This is a genomic window from Endozoicomonas atrinae, assembly GCF_001647025.1.
Classification (GTDB): Bacteria; Pseudomonadota; Gammaproteobacteria; order Pseudomonadales; family Endozoicomonadaceae; genus Endozoicomonas; species Endozoicomonas atrinae.
Genome location: NZ_LUKQ02000153.1, coordinates 1 through 13,894, shown reverse-complemented (window position 1 = coordinate 13,894; position 13,894 = coordinate 1). Strand labels below are relative to the sequence as shown.

Sequence of the window (13,894 nt, the reverse complement as noted above, 5' to 3'; positions counted from 1 at the left end):
GATCATCCTGAGTTTTAATCTGACTGGCTATTTGATCTACCAGTTTTTCGTTGATTTCAACGCTCATTGTTATTCTCCATTTTGGAGTATTAACGACAAGCGTTTACACAATTTAAATTACATTCCCTTCAATATGTCTTATTCAGGAGTTTACACCAAGTATTTCTGCAGAGCTGGGCTATCGCTACTCACGCATGAATAATAAGGTCAGTCTGAACAGCCCTGATTTCATTGAGCCTATTGAGTTCAAACAGAAGGATCAAAAGCTGGCCTATATTAACGTCTCCTACCGTTTCTAACTTTCAGAAGAACCACAAGTACTATAATCAGCAACATGTCAGACTCATCTGGCATGTTGCTTTTGTATTAACTCACGCTCCGGCATCTCCAATGAAAAAGCTTATCTGTTTTCTTGTGTTACTTACCCTCCTATCCGGATGTTCGCAAATGACGACGACAACCCGCCAGACTCAAAGTGGAAAAGAGATTGCCATCGGTCAGTTCGCCCCCAAGCCAGAGTCCGAGTGCACAATGGTACATAATGAAGAACTGACTCAAAGTTTGCTTCAGCGTTATACCGATGAAGGTGCTCTACTGGGATTCTATGCTGATTCAGAAAAAACACTCGCGATCGCTGAAGCAAAATCAGCCAACTACGTACATATTTATCTTCCCCCTAAAAAAATGCTGTTTGGCATTGTTGACTTGAATTACAACGACAAACCAAGAGCCACTTATTACCAATGCAAGCAAATTCCTTTCCAGTAAGGGAGAAAAAAGTCAATGAACGTTCTTCTGGTAGAAGACGAAGCGCTTTTGCTCCACCACCTGAGTTACCAGCTTGAGGAGGCAGGGCATAAAACTCTGGAAGCCTCTGACGGAAAAAAAGGATGGGCATTTTTTCAAAACTATACGCCTGATATTGCCATCATTGACCTGGGGTTACCTGACTTTGATGGTCTCGAGCTAATAAGGAAAGCCCGAAGTGAAGGCATTGCCACACCAATCCTGGTTTTAACCGCCAGAGACAACTGGCGCGATAAGGTAAACAGCTTGAACGCAGGAGCGGATGACTATCTTGTCAAACCCTTTGAGCTTGAAGAACTCAAGGCCCGCCTGAATGCACTTCTGCGCCGTAGCGTCGGATATGCACAGCCAGCTATGAGTTGCGGTCCCTTTACCCTGGATAGCATCACAGGGAAATTTACCATTAACGATAAGCCGGTTGTTCTTACCCGTTATGAAAGTACCGTAATGGAATCATTTCTGAGAAACTACAGTAAGGTTCTTTCCCGCTCACTGCTTGAAGATCAGTTATACGGCAACAATCACAGCCCAGACAGCAATGTGCTTGAGGTATTGATCAACCGTCTGCGGAAAAAATTGAAAAAACACAGTGGGCTTAACCCTATTGCAACTGTACGTGGACGTGGCTACCGGTTTGAGTTGCCGTGCAGTTGATACGCTCTCTTAAAGGCAGGGTAACGACAGCAGTTGCTATTGTCCTCACCCTGACGTTCAGTCTGGTGCTTATCTCTGTCCTGAGTTCATTCAATGACACCGTCGAGCAGGCAGCCCGTGAGCAGATGGCATCCAATGCCAACACCATGCTTGCTGCTGCTGCCAAAGAGGAAAATGGGACTCTTGTTATGCCTGATACTCTGGCGGACCGACGCTTTAATACTCCAGGGGAAAGTACGCTTCGCGGTTATATATTTGATGCCACTGGAAAACTGATCTGGCAATCCATTTCGACAGATAATAAACCCATCGCTTACACTCCCAATTTTGATCTTGAGCAACGGGTTACGTTGAGTGTTCTTGAACTGGAAGGAAAGTCCTTTCTGGCGTATGAGGTGGACGCATTATTAAACAGGCACTCGCCTGGTTACAGTTTTGTTACCATTGTGCCCGCAAAGCGCTATCTCGACATTATCAATGTCTTCATCAATAACCTGTACATATCCATCAGCCTTATCTCTATCCTGATACTGGGATTTTTCTGGCTGGCACTCTGGTGGACCCTGAAACCTTTCAGACAGGTATCCAGGCAGCTGAATGAAATTGAGTCGGGCCAGCGGAGCTATCTTGAAGGCTCTTTTCCCAGTGAAGTACAGCGATTAACCGACAGCATCAATACTCTATTGCATTCCGAGCAGAAACAGCGGGAAAAATACCGCACCACCATGGATGACCTGACCCACAGTCTGAAAACGCCCCTCGTGGTACTGCAAAGCTTCAGCAATACACTCAAGATTCAAAGTGAAACACCAGATAAAGGCGTAATTCTTGACTTGTGCAGTAACCTCAATACCCAGATAAACAAGATGAATCAAATCATTGGTTATCATTTGCACAAATCAATTACTGGTCAGCACGGCCTGACCCGCCAGATCATTTCTGTTCAACCAATCATTGAAGATCTTCGGGACACACTGGATAAAGTGTATCTTGAAAAGCAGGTCTCCATGAGGATTGACCTTGACCCCTCCTGCCTTTTTCACGGTGATGAAGGGGACTTTCTGGAGATGATGGGCAACTTACTGGAAAATGCATTCAAGTTCTGCGAGCGAGAAGTGTTACTGACTGGGTTTATCCAGGCAGAAAACCGAAAACGGGCCAGCGAACTTATTCTTATCATCGAAGATGATGGTCCAGGCATAGCTGAAGATGAACGGGACCAGGTTTTCCAAAGAGGTGCAAGGGCAGACTGCCAGAAGCCCGGGCAGGGCATTGGACTCGCTATTGTCCGGGATCTGGTAGAAGGCTATCAGGGCAGCATTGCAATTGAAACATCCGACCTCGGAGGGGCCAGAATTGTCATTAGCCTGCCCTGTTAACCCAAAGTTCAAAACGATGAACCTGGCTGCCTCAAAAACTCGAGCTCTTCTGCCGTGGAAGTCCGACCGAGAATCTCATTTCGATGAGGGTAGCGACCAAATCGATCGATAATCTCTTTATGTTTTTGTTCCCAATGCAGGTCTAAACCATATTGCTTACGCAACCTGACAGCCTCTTCATGCACAACCCTGGACTCGCTGTGCATATAAGGCATTAATATCAGGTTTTTCTGAAACTCCCCCAGATGACCCAGTGAGCCAGCCCTGACAGCCTCCTGTGCCAGCACCAGAGCAATACCATCATAGGCAAAAGACTCAGGCGTATCCCGAAACATGTTCCTGCTGAACTGGTCAAGAATGATCAATTCCGCCACCCGCCCCTCCGGAGTCGCACGCCAGTGGAAAAGCTCACCGGCCACTGCCATGGCATGTACATCACCAAAACGCTCAATAATCTGCTGATCCAAAGCGGGGCTTTTTTCATACCACTGAGCAGGCTTCAACTCCTCAAACCAAAAGTCCAGAATGGACTGAGGCTCTTTCATCATTCGATCATCCCCCTTTAAATACATACTTAGCGTTAACGCTATCGCGAGTAAAATCAAGCGAAAGCAATTATTCATATATAAGCTCCCTGCCAGAAAAAATGTTGAGTTAACAAGCTAAAGCGTATGCCACTTGTTAACTATGTTACAAACCCGCCGATTTCTGAAATATGGACAGACCTGCAGGCGTTGGCGACTCGGGGCAGAGCCACTTTATTTCCCAACTAAACAGTCCCGATACCCCTAACAATAGCCAGACCTTTTCACTAACCAGAGGTTTGAGAGACAGACCTACCCAAGAGATACCAATAACACAACTCTCTGAACGATCAGTTGTAAAAGCTGAGCCAACTTCATACCTGAGCTGGCTCCCTGGTCCTGTAAAAGAGATAGCAAGAGCTGCTTCCTTATTCTCATATGACCTTGCCAACACTACTTATCAAACACTTACAGAAGGCTGGTCATCCCTGGGACAGGGGGTTTCCGAGGTATCTAAATTAGGGATAGGCACTCTGGGGTTTGCAGCCTCTTTGGCACAGGCGGGGCTTGCCGCAGCAGGAGAGCTTGCTGATGCAAAAGGCATAACCATACCCGATAGCAAAGTTGATATGGTTGGCTGGGCATTGGCTAAAGCCGGAATTAAAACGGTTGGAGTACCAAAATCAGAGCTGCGCCAGCTCTCTATGAGTCTTGCCAGGCTTCATCTAGGCAAACAGCAGGATATTTCTATTACCCATGGGAAGTTGGAACTGACCTCTCAGAGTCAGAGGTCATCAGGATTTAGATGGGCTCGTAGCTATAGACCGGAAAATACTCCCTCTCCTACGGCTCAGGAAACAGGGAGTCCAGCCACCAGTGGGTCAAGCCACGATGATGCCAGAATCAGAGTCTGTAATATTTATCTAAAAGGTATACAACCTGGCATCGTAAAACCAGGAGATACGGATAGCAAAGGCAATGTCAGGGAGTGCCTGACAATCAAAGCTGAGAGACTCGCCTTTGAGGTTGAATATACACCTTCCAGCTCAGAAGAAAACCAGGAGCAGCCAATAACACTCTCGGTTGAAATCAGTCAACCGGAAATTACGGGAGAAAGTAACCTCCTGTCACTAGTCGCTAATTCAATCAACCGCTACTGTTCAGGGCTGAAACATCACCTGCCAGGAGCCATTGTTCTGGATGAAGATGAAGCCTTACCAGAGAAATCCATCTGGAACCAGGAGGAGACTGGAATCCAGCTCAAGTCACAGGTCGCAAATATTAAAGTCAAAAATATCAAAAGTCTCGCACCCGGCATATCTGATTACACCCCCGAAGTAACAAACCTCTCCCTGATTGACTTAAATGCAGGTCTTCACCAGAGCCTGATAGGAGATCAGGAATCGAAACCCAATGTTTTTTTCGAACATCTTGAATTCAGTGACAACCAGGCTGGTCCATTTAATGTACGGACAGGTCAGATGAAGCTGGATGAAGACATGAATGGCGCACTTGATATTATTGTACAAACACCGTTCTCCAAATTAGAGGAGTTTATGCAGCAACTTCCTGACGCAGCGAAGGCACTGGCAAAGAAAAAAATCACCAGAAACAACGCTGGCAATAACCGACTGGGCATAATGATTCACCTTGATGTTGCTCGTGGTGATATAGACTTAAACACTCTCACTGCACTTGGGGTGAGTGAAAAGAGCTTACCTCTACTTCAGAAGCAAATTGAGAAAGCTGCAGTTAGAACACTGATGTCAAAACACACCCGATTCAGGGATCTGCCATCAGGTAACAAAGAGTTTAAGCTCGACTCTCTTGCTATTTCAGACAAAGCACCAGGGTTTATCAAAAAGAAGCTGCATGGGATGACAACAAAATCAACATCAGGCTACTACGATGTTGGCGACAAGCCTTACATTAAAACAGGCCCGAAAAGCAGAGGGATGATTTCTCTTGCTGAACTATTAGAACTGGAGGTCAGGCCTGGTTCAAATCCACCTCCTTCTGAAGAATAACTCCACCAACTTCTGATTCAGTAACTTCAGCCAAAGTGTTAACCTTCCATCAAGCAACAAAGAGTGGTCAATAAAAAACCATTACGGCAGACCCTGGTACCCCACAATAGGTACGATAATCATTCCCGATGAAAATATACTGCCACTAACCGTAAACCAGACCACTCTGAAAAACGGTTACTCATACCCTAACAAAGCAATAGAGCCATACCTTATGCGCAAGCTGGAAAACATCCCATTTGAAGAGTTAACCATTGGCACCAAAGCCAGTCTGACACGCACATTGACAGAAGAAGACCTTCTGCTGTTTGCCAAAGTATCCGGAGACACAAACCCTGTTCATCTGGATGAAGAGTTTGCCGCAACCACACAGTTTGAAGGTCGTATTGCCCACGGCATGTGGACGGCTTCAATTATCTCATGTGCCCTGGCAACAAAACTGCCAGGACCCGGTGGTATCTACCTGGGCCAGGAGCTAAAATTCATGCGTCCTGTCAAAGTCGGTGATACGGTAACCGTTGAGCTGGAGATTCTGGAAATCAACGAACAGCGAAAACGTGCGACAGTCTCAACGAATGTTGTAAACCAGCACGGTAAAGCCGTAGTGAAAGGCAAGGCAGAAATCATGCCTTCGTCTGGTAAAGTCGTTGTTGATGAATACCCTCTGCCTGAGGTGGTATTAAAGCCAGCCGACTGAACGACAGTTCTTGCCTGACCGCGCCTCTGCTGTCAGGCTTCACTACAATAATAGACCGGCACTCGCTCTACCCGTCAGTAGCCGTGCCCATAAGTGGAGAACAACAGGCAGTTATGACAATCACCTCTTTTCACCCCCCACAGCGCACTCTGATGGGACCCGGCCCTTCTGATGTACACCCAAGGATCACCGAAGCTCTGGCCCGACCGACCATTGGGCACCTTGATCCTGAGTTCATCCGAATGATGGACGAACTGAAATCACTGATCCAATACGCTTTCAAGACCAGCAACCGGCTGACACTGCCCATCTCTGCTCCAGGTTCGGCAGGGATGGAAGCCTGTTTTGCCAACCTGGTGGAAGAAGGCGACAAGGTCATCGTATGCATAAACGGTGTCTTTGGCGGTCGGATGAAAGAAAATGTCATACGCATGGGTGGCACCGCCATTACCGTTGAATCAGACTGGGGGCGTGCAGTAGACCCAAAAGCGGTTGAAGAAACACTGAACGCTCACCCGGATGCAAAAATTCTGGCCTTTGTTCATGCCGAGACTTCAACCGGTGCACGTTCTGATGCAAAAACACTGTGCAAATTGGCAAGAGAGCATAACTGCCTGACGATTGTCGACACCGTAACCTCTCTGGCCGGCTCTGAGCTGCAAGTTGATGAGTGGGGAGTCGATGCCGTCTACTCCGGCTCCCAGAAGTGCCTGTCCTGTGTTCCAGGCCTTTCACCTGTTAGCTTTAGTGAAGCTGCCATTGAGAAAATTCAGGCCAGAAAAACGCCTGTTCGCAGCTGGTTTCTCGATATGAGTCTGATCATGGGCTACTGGGGAGGCGATGGAAAAAGAGCCTACCATCATACGGCACCCGTCAATCAACTATACGCCCTGCACGAGTCTCTCTGCCTCCTACAGGAAGAGGGATTGGAAAACAGCTGGATGCGACACCAGCTGCATCATCAGGCGCTGGTTGCTGGACTCGCAGCCATGGGACTGGAAATGCTGGTTCCTGAAGAGGAGCGACTTGCCCAACTGAATGCCGTGGTAATACCAGAAGGTGTTGATGACCTTGCGGTTCGCCAGCAGTTATTGGCGGAATATAACCTGGAGATTGGTGCTGGTCTCGGTGCGTTTGCTGGAAAAGTCTGGCGGATCGGCCTGATGGGGTATGCCGCGAATCAAACCAATGTCTTGAACTGTCTCTCCGCACTGGAGTCTGCATTGCTGAGACAAGGCCATACGTTCACACCTGGTGAAGCGGTAAAAGCAGCCGTTTCCGTTTATCAATAGTAATAAAGGCTCAAAGGATAAACCCTTTGAGCCTTCCACAAGTGAACCCTTAACAACCCTATCGATTAAACCAGCTCATCAACATACTGATCACGAACATCCTGCTTAACCACCTTCTGCATAGCATTTCTCGGCAGTGGCTGTTCAGCAAAAACGACATGTGTCGGTACTTTGAATTTAGCCAATGATGCTGCCACATAGTCCTGCAGTTCAGCATCAGATAACTCTTCTCCTGGCTGAAGATGAATCGCAACAGCAAGCTCTTCACCCCACCGATCATGAGGGACACCAAAAGCAGCGCTCTCGACAACAGCCGGGTGCTCATTAATCAACGCTTCTACTTCAGCACAGTAGATGTTTTCCCCCCCACGAATCACCATATCCTTCATACGATCGCAGACATAGAGCAGGCCTTTCTCGTCCTTATAACCCACATCTCCGGAACGATACCAGCCATCCTTTAACACCTTGGCAGTTTCTTCCTCCTTGCCCCAGTAGCCGTCAATCATGGCAGGGCTTTTGATGCAGATTTCACCCACCTCGCCAATCGCCAGTTCTTTTCCATCGTCACCAATCACTTTGATTTCTGAAATGGGATAGGGAAGACCAACACTGTTTCTGTTTTCCAGATACATAGGCCCCATATTGATGGAGGCATAGAGATTGCATTCGGTCATTCCATAGCCAGTCCCAAGAAAATTAAGAGGGAACTGGGTCAGAATCTCTTTCAAAAGTGCTTCAGGCTGGGCAGCACCAACACCGGTAAGGTTCAGAATACTCTCAGTGTCGAACTGGTCAAATTCAGGGTGTTCAAGAAAATCCCAGATCATTTTTGCGGCACCAGAAAATGTGGATATTTTTTCACGCTCCACCAGTTCCAATGCTTTTCGTGCATCCCACTTTGACTGGATAACCACTTTCGTTCCCTGTCGCAAAGCAGAGAGCACCACGGTATGCAAACCGCTGCCATGGAATAATGGCAGCGCCAGCAGGACAGCAGGTGCATGGCCCCGCTTCATCGCGGCCTGGACAGACTCCGGGTGCTGTGTAGCCATGGTCATACCCGCAACAGAGCCACAGGTAATAGCCTGACCAATAGACCAGTGAGAAGAGAGTGCCCCCTTTGGCCTGCCTGTCGTGCCTGAGGTATACAGAATAAAAGCAGGGTCTTTGCCATCAATGCCAACGTCAGGCATTTCAATTGCGGGACCACTGACCAGAGACTGCCATGTGGTTACACGGTCATTCTGTGAAGTTGCTTCATCATCAACCACAATGGCCCGAACATCCATCTGAGCCAAGTCAGCAACAATATGGTTTAATCGCCGGGCATCGGCAAAAACCACCTTTGCTCCAGAATCCTCAATGCCATATTCCAGTTCATCCCGCCCTCCCCAGCTGTTAAGCGGAACAGCAATCGCGCCAGCAGACGTAATCCCCATAAAAGCAAGGATCCACTCAGGCAGATTACGCATGGCAATAGCGACACGGTCACCCTTTTTAATATCAAACTGATCAATCAGCTGTGACGCCACCTTACTGGCCAGAGAGTAAGCTTCCTTAAAGGTATAGCGCTTGTCCTCATAAACAAGAAATGGCTGATCACCAAAAGCCAGGCTTTCCCGGTAAATCTGTGGCAGCGTGGTTGGTGCATTTTTATAGGAACGGTAGGTGATGCCCTGAATAGTCGTCTCTTCAAGTTCAAACTGCGCGCCGGGACGAGTTAAACCCGCAAATACGGTCTTTACCGCATCAATAGCATTGGACATATTTTTTTATCCTTATTATTAAGAGCATGGTGAAAGCTGACTTAATTTCACTCATCCTCTGGCCCCTACTAACCAGCTACAGATGCCGACCAAAATGGCAGTATTCTGCAGACACACAAAAGAGGCACAAGCCGGTGCAAGAAATAACTTTTTTTATCATCGCCAAACTGGCAGCGGGAACAATGACAAAAACAGGCCAATCTACACTGGCAATTTTTTAAATCTCAGGTAATTTGACCAGAGAACAAAAAACCAATGTCGTATATTGTAGTAAAACGGCCACTTCCCCATCAACCGATGTCACAAAAACACAACAAATAACAAAACCACTTGATCTCCCTGTCATTTTATTTTTATAGTGCCGCTATAAAAATAAAATGACGCAGGAATTATCTTTCATGAAGCATTATGTGATTGCTCTATTATCAGCCGCGCTAATGGCAGGCTGCAGCCCCTCCAAAGAGCCTCAGTCTCTGAAAAGCACATCAATGACGGCTCCGGCATTTATCGGCCAGCCAGCGGAAGCAAAACCTTTTCAGGGAGAGAGCATCAAGCATCCTTTTATGGCTTCCGCAGGAAAAAGCACCATTCATGGTGATGGCTTTAATTCCGACGTTCACCTGATTTCTGGGCCTCTGGGCATTAACCCGCAGATACAAACCCGGGATGGATCCAATATGCCCGGGGGCATGTGTGCAACGGTTACTATGACTACCAAGGATCAACTGATTGCGCTGTGTGCATCCATTGCCGGATTTGAAATCCACATGTTGCAGCCCAGGTCTTTAGAGCTTCTCGCGCGCTACAAATTACCGAACCGCCCCAGCTCATTTCAGGCTCTGGTCAAGCGTGACCCTACGATTGTAATGACCGACACTTCAGGCGGTGCTTACTATTATCTTGATGATCAGGATCGAGTCGTTCTGGCTGATAGCACACAGCGTATTCTCAGACTGGCCAACCGTCAGACTGAAAGCGGTGAGTGGGAGTTCTATCTGGATGGCAGCTGGGATCTCAGCCAGGAAGTACCCAACGACTGTATGAACTGGAATAACTGGTTCCCGGAAGGAGAGTGCGATCCAATTACCGCCGTATTACCTGATCATAAAGGCCTGATATGGTGGGTAACCCGTTATGGTCGGGTCGGCACCCTTAACCCGGAAACCGGCAGTGTCAAAAGTACGCAATTCAAGGGTGAAGAGATCCAGAACAGTTTCGCAATGGATGAGAATGCGGCCTATATCGTTACGGATCATGCCACCTATGCCATGAATACCGACGCTAAGGGAAAGCCCACTGTTCTCTGGCAGGAAGCATACGACCGTGGATCTGCACGTAAAGTTGGCTCTATCAACCAGGGATCAGGCACTACTCCAACACTGCTGGGGGATCGATATATCACGGTTACTGACAACGCAGATGAAAGGATCAATCTTCTGGTATATCGCCGTCAGCCAGACTTTAACGGCCAACGGTTAATTTGTACGGTTCCCCTGTTTGAAAGCCAGCAGTCCGCCACTGAAAACTCCATGGTAGGCTGGGGCCGCTCAATCATTATCGAAAATAACTTCGGTTACAGCAGCGCCGTTCAACAGAAAAAGTGGGATGTCATTCCCGGTGGTATCACCCGGATTGATATCCGTAAAGATGAGTCGGGATGCGATGTTGTCTGGAACTCATCTGAAAAAGCGCCATCCGTTGTACCAAAGCTCTCTGCCGACAATGGTCTTGTGTATTTTTATACCTTTGAACCGCAGAAAAATGCTGAGGATGTCGCCTGGTATCTGATGGCTCTGGATGCGGAAACCGGTGAGACAATCTTTAAAATTCGCACAGGCGCGGGTATGGAGTTTGACAATAACTGGGCACCTATTACCATCGGCTCCGATGGTACGGCTTATGTCGGTACCATCAAAGGCATCATCGCTATCTGGGATAACCCGACAGCCTTGAGCCAGTCCGCTGAAAGTAAAGACAACCAGGGATAATTAACCATGGGCAGACCCCGCGTGCGAAACCGCATTCTGGACGCCGCCAGAGACCTTCTGGCAACTGAAGGTCTTTCAGGGCTTACAACCAGAGCTGTTGCCTTGCATGCTGGGGTTACTGAGGCCAGTCTGTTTAATAATTTTGGCGATAAAACCGGACTATTACAGGCTCTGATCAATGAAGCCCTGCCGGAGCAAACCGCTCTCACGGAGCGAATAACAGAAGACAATAAGCAAACTGCGTCATGGCTTTATGGTGTTTTTGAAGCTGCCATTTCTTACTTTGAAAAAGTTCTTCCCATTGCAGCATCTTCTCTCATAGCAGGTCAGACCTCTGTCCCCAGTGATCGGGTAGGAGGATTTTATACACCCAGGAAAATACTTTCCGACCGATTACAAACGTTGAAAGATAGCCAACGACTTCCTCAACATATTACCCCTGAACTCACAGCCGTCATGCTGATGGGAACTGCCATGCATACTGCAATGACACGACTGTCACTGGGCGACAATGGACTTTCAAATCACTTCACGCCCCAAAAACTTGCAGAAACCCTGGGTATCGCATAGTCCATAGCAACCATGAGCTTCATAAGAGCTGCGATACAATAAACACTAACCATCATAAACTGTTCACAATTTACCACCAATCTGTTAAATATTATGAACAGGTTGCCTCATGATAATTAATTTCACTTAATTATCGTAACCAATAATGACGTGCTGGCATAAAAACCACATAGAAGAGCACGCTTAATAATAAAATAAGACAGGTAGTCCCATGCCTAAGAGAATCCCCCTTTTTATCGATGGCGACTTCATCGCCAGTGAAACCTCACAGTTTATTCCTGTCACAAACCCTGCTACTCAGGAACTGCTGGCGGAACTGCCCTATGCCACCGAAGCCGAAATGGAAAAAGCGGTAGAAAGTGCAAAGGCTGCCTTTAAGCAGTGGAGGGACGTCCCTGTATCGGAGCGTGCCCGTCTGATGATGCGCTATGTTGCACTGCTTAAAGAGAACCATGATGCACTGGGAGAACTGGTTTCCCAGGATACGGGCAAAACATTTGCGGATGCCAAGGGCGATGTGTGGCGTGGCATTGAAGTAGTAGAACAGGCAGCCAATATTCCTTCCGCCATGATGGGCGAGACGGTTGAGAACGTTGCCAACAACATCGACACATACAGTTACACCCAGCCACTGGGTGTTTGTGTTGGTATCAGCCCATTCAACTTTCCGGCAATGATTCCACTGTGGATGTACCCTCTGGCGATTGCAGCAGGCAACACATTTATTCTTAAGCCCTCAGAGCAGGTACCTCTCACGGTAATGCGCCTGATCGAACTGTTTGTTGAAGCAGGCGCTCCCAAAGGCGTACTGCAAGCCGTTCATGGCGGTAAAGAGCAGGTTGACTATCTCCTGAACCACCCTGATACCAAGGCAGTGTCGTTTGTAGGCTCCGTACCTGTTGGTAAATACATCTACAAGACAGCAACCGAAAACATGAAGCGTGCCCAGTGTATGGCAGGTGCTAAAAACCATATGGTCATCATGCCTGATGCTGACAAAGACCGCGTATTAAATGGTCTTGTTGGTGCATCTGTCGGAGCTGCAGGCCAACGCTGTATGGCCATCAGTGTGGCCGTATTTGTTGGTGATAGTAAAAACTGGATTAATGAATTAAAAGACCAGCTGTCCGTCGTTAAACCAGGATCATGGAACGACCCCAAAGCTGGTTATGGTCCTATCATTTCCAAAGCGGCTAAAGAACGTGTACTGGGATTAATTGCCAAAGGTAAAGAAGAAGGTGCAACCTGCCTTCTGGATGGCAGTGACTGTACTGTTGAAGGACTTCCAGATGGCAACTGGGTTGGCCCAACCTTATTTACAGATGTCACCACAGATATGGCCATCTATCAGGAAGAGATTTTTGGCCCGGTTCTCTGCTGCATCACTGTTGATACATTGGCCGAGGCTATTGAGCTGATCAACGCCAGCCCATACGGCAATGGCACATCAATCTTCACCGGCTCCGGAGCAGCAGCCCGGAAGTACCAGCGTGAGATTGAAGTCGGCCAGGTAGGTATTAATATTCCTATCCCTGTACCGCTCCCCTTCTTCTCATTTACCGGCTGGAAAGGTTCATTCATGGGTGATCTTCATGCCTATGGCAAGCAGGCAGTTCGCTTCTATACAGAAACCAAAACCGTCACTTCCCGCTGGAACTATGATGAAGAAGCTTTCCAACAGAGTGATCAGCCAAACCTGACGATCAACCTGAAGTAAGAGTTTAAAGGCTGGCTTTTGCCAGCCTTTTCACATCTCACTGCATACACCTTAACAGAAAATCATTCAGTTCAGCGTACACCTGCCTGGATTCAGGGGTATCCGTGGCATACATATAATCAGCATGGGACATCCCTTCATAGACGTTAAGTTCTGCCATAACAGAAGCCTGTCGTAATTTCCGATGGACTCTGACTGTATCACTTAGCAGCAAATCCCGAGTACCGGTAACAAGATAGGTTGGCGGAAAGTTCTCATATTGGCCATATACTGGAGAAATAAAAGGTGTCAGCAGGTTATTAGTGCCGGCGTAAAGCGCTGCAGCCTCCGACAAAAGCCCCTTATACCAATCGCATTTTCTAAATCCTTAAGCTGCCGCCAACTATGCTTAGGCATCATTACCATGCATTATCTAGAACAGATGTCTCGTCGACCACAGCTACCCGAAGGTTTTAATGATGTTGATTTTC

Annotated in this window: 13 protein-coding genes and 1 pseudogene; 10 read left to right on the top strand and 4 right to left on the bottom strand. The window is 47.6% G+C overall.

What is annotated here, in order from left to right:
• Positions 1–447: 447 nt before the first annotated feature.
• Genes AK963_RS18505 through AK963_RS18495 form a run of 3 tightly spaced genes read left to right on the top strand, consistent with a single transcriptional unit; the run spans position 448 to position 2,840 of the window.
• Positions 448–768 (top strand): hypothetical protein, encoded by a 321-nt coding sequence (locus AK963_RS18505; protein WP_420795618.1) that lies wholly within the window; start codon positions 448–450, stop codon positions 766–768.
• A 15-nt stretch (positions 769–783) separates the two neighbouring features.
• The gene (locus tag AK963_RS18500) at positions 784–1,461 is read left to right on the top strand and encodes a response regulator (RefSeq protein ID WP_066016919.1); all 678 of its coding nucleotides are present in this window, start codon (positions 784–786) and stop codon (positions 1,459–1,461) included.
• Positions 1,452–2,840, top strand: a complete 1,389-nt coding sequence (locus tag AK963_RS18495; protein WP_066016918.1) for an ATP-binding protein — start codon at positions 1,452–1,454, stop codon at positions 2,838–2,840. The genes AK963_RS18500 and AK963_RS18495 overlap by 10 nt, the downstream gene beginning before the upstream one ends.
• Before the next feature lie 8 nt (positions 2,841–2,848).
• Here AK963_RS18495 and AK963_RS18490 read toward each other — a convergent pair whose 3' ends face one another.
• The gene (locus tag AK963_RS18490; protein WP_066016917.1) at positions 2,849–3,388 is read right to left on the bottom strand and encodes a DUF924 family protein; all 540 of its coding nucleotides are present in this window, start codon (positions 3,386–3,388) and stop codon (positions 2,849–2,851) included.
• A gap of 167 nt (positions 3,389–3,555) precedes the next feature.
• Here AK963_RS18490 and AK963_RS18485 point away from each other — a divergent pair, with 167 nt between their 5' ends.
• The 3 genes from AK963_RS18485 (at position 3,556) to AK963_RS18475 (ending at position 7,380) form a co-directional block, all read left to right on the top strand.
• Positions 3,556–5,391, top strand: a complete 1,836-nt coding sequence (locus AK963_RS18485) for a hypothetical protein (RefSeq protein WP_066016916.1) — start codon at positions 3,556–3,558, stop codon at positions 5,389–5,391.
• Positions 5,392–5,605: 214 nt separating this feature from the next.
• Positions 5,606–6,088 carry a MaoC family dehydratase gene (locus tag AK963_RS18480; RefSeq protein ID WP_026258081.1) on the top strand — a complete coding sequence of 161 codons (483 nt, stop codon included), beginning with the start codon at positions 5,606–5,608 and terminating at the stop codon, positions 6,086–6,088.
• Positions 6,089–6,201: 113 nt separating this feature from the next.
• Positions 6,202–7,380 carry a pyridoxal-phosphate-dependent aminotransferase family protein gene (locus AK963_RS18475; RefSeq protein ID WP_066016915.1) on the top strand — a complete coding sequence of 393 codons (1,179 nt, stop codon included), beginning with the start codon at positions 6,202–6,204 and terminating at the stop codon, positions 7,378–7,380.
• A gap of 65 nt (positions 7,381–7,445) precedes the next feature.
• On the opposite strand, the gene AK963_RS18470 is transcribed toward AK963_RS18475, so the two are convergent.
• Positions 7,446–9,149, bottom strand: a complete 1,704-nt coding sequence (locus AK963_RS18470; RefSeq protein ID WP_066016914.1) for a class I adenylate-forming enzyme family protein — start codon at positions 9,147–9,149, stop codon at positions 7,446–7,448.
• A gap of 398 nt (positions 9,150–9,547) precedes the next feature.
• On the opposite strand from AK963_RS18470, the gene AK963_RS18465 reads away from it, so the two are divergent.
• From AK963_RS18465 to AK963_RS18455, 3 genes are all read left to right on the top strand, one after another.
• Complete coding sequence (locus tag AK963_RS18465) at positions 9,548–11,137, top strand: hypothetical protein (protein ID WP_066016913.1); 1,590 nt, start codon at positions 9,548–9,550, stop codon at positions 11,135–11,137.
• Positions 11,138–11,143: 6 nt separating this feature from the next.
• Positions 11,144–11,707 (top strand): TetR/AcrR family transcriptional regulator, encoded by a 564-nt coding sequence (locus AK963_RS18460; RefSeq protein ID WP_066016912.1) that lies wholly within the window; start codon positions 11,144–11,146, stop codon positions 11,705–11,707.
• 211 nt (positions 11,708–11,918) lie between these two features.
• Positions 11,919–13,424: a CoA-acylating methylmalonate-semialdehyde dehydrogenase gene (locus tag AK963_RS18455; RefSeq protein ID WP_066016911.1), complete on the top strand. Its 1,506-nt coding sequence runs from the start codon at positions 11,919–11,921 to the stop codon at positions 13,422–13,424.
• A 37-nt stretch (positions 13,425–13,461) separates the two neighbouring features.
• Here the strand turns inward: AK963_RS18455 and AK963_RS36675 are convergent, their stop codons facing one another.
• Together AK963_RS36675 and AK963_RS36915 are read right to left on the bottom strand one after the other, a co-directional pair.
• On the bottom strand, positions 13,462–13,584 hold the full coding sequence (locus tag AK963_RS36675) for a hypothetical protein (protein WP_274520536.1): 123 nt from the start codon (positions 13,582–13,584) through the stop codon (positions 13,462–13,464).
• A gap of 21 nt (positions 13,585–13,605) precedes the next feature.
• Positions 13,606–13,758 (bottom strand): annotated as a pseudogene (locus tag AK963_RS36915) (hypothetical protein); the annotation flags it as partial.
• Here AK963_RS36915 and AK963_RS35575 point away from each other — a divergent pair.
• Positions 13,684–13,894 (top strand): hypothetical protein (locus AK963_RS35575; protein ID WP_238593775.1); only part of this gene is annotated, 211 nt, incomplete at its 3' end. The pseudogene AK963_RS36915 and the gene AK963_RS35575 sit on opposite strands and share 75 nt — an antisense overlap.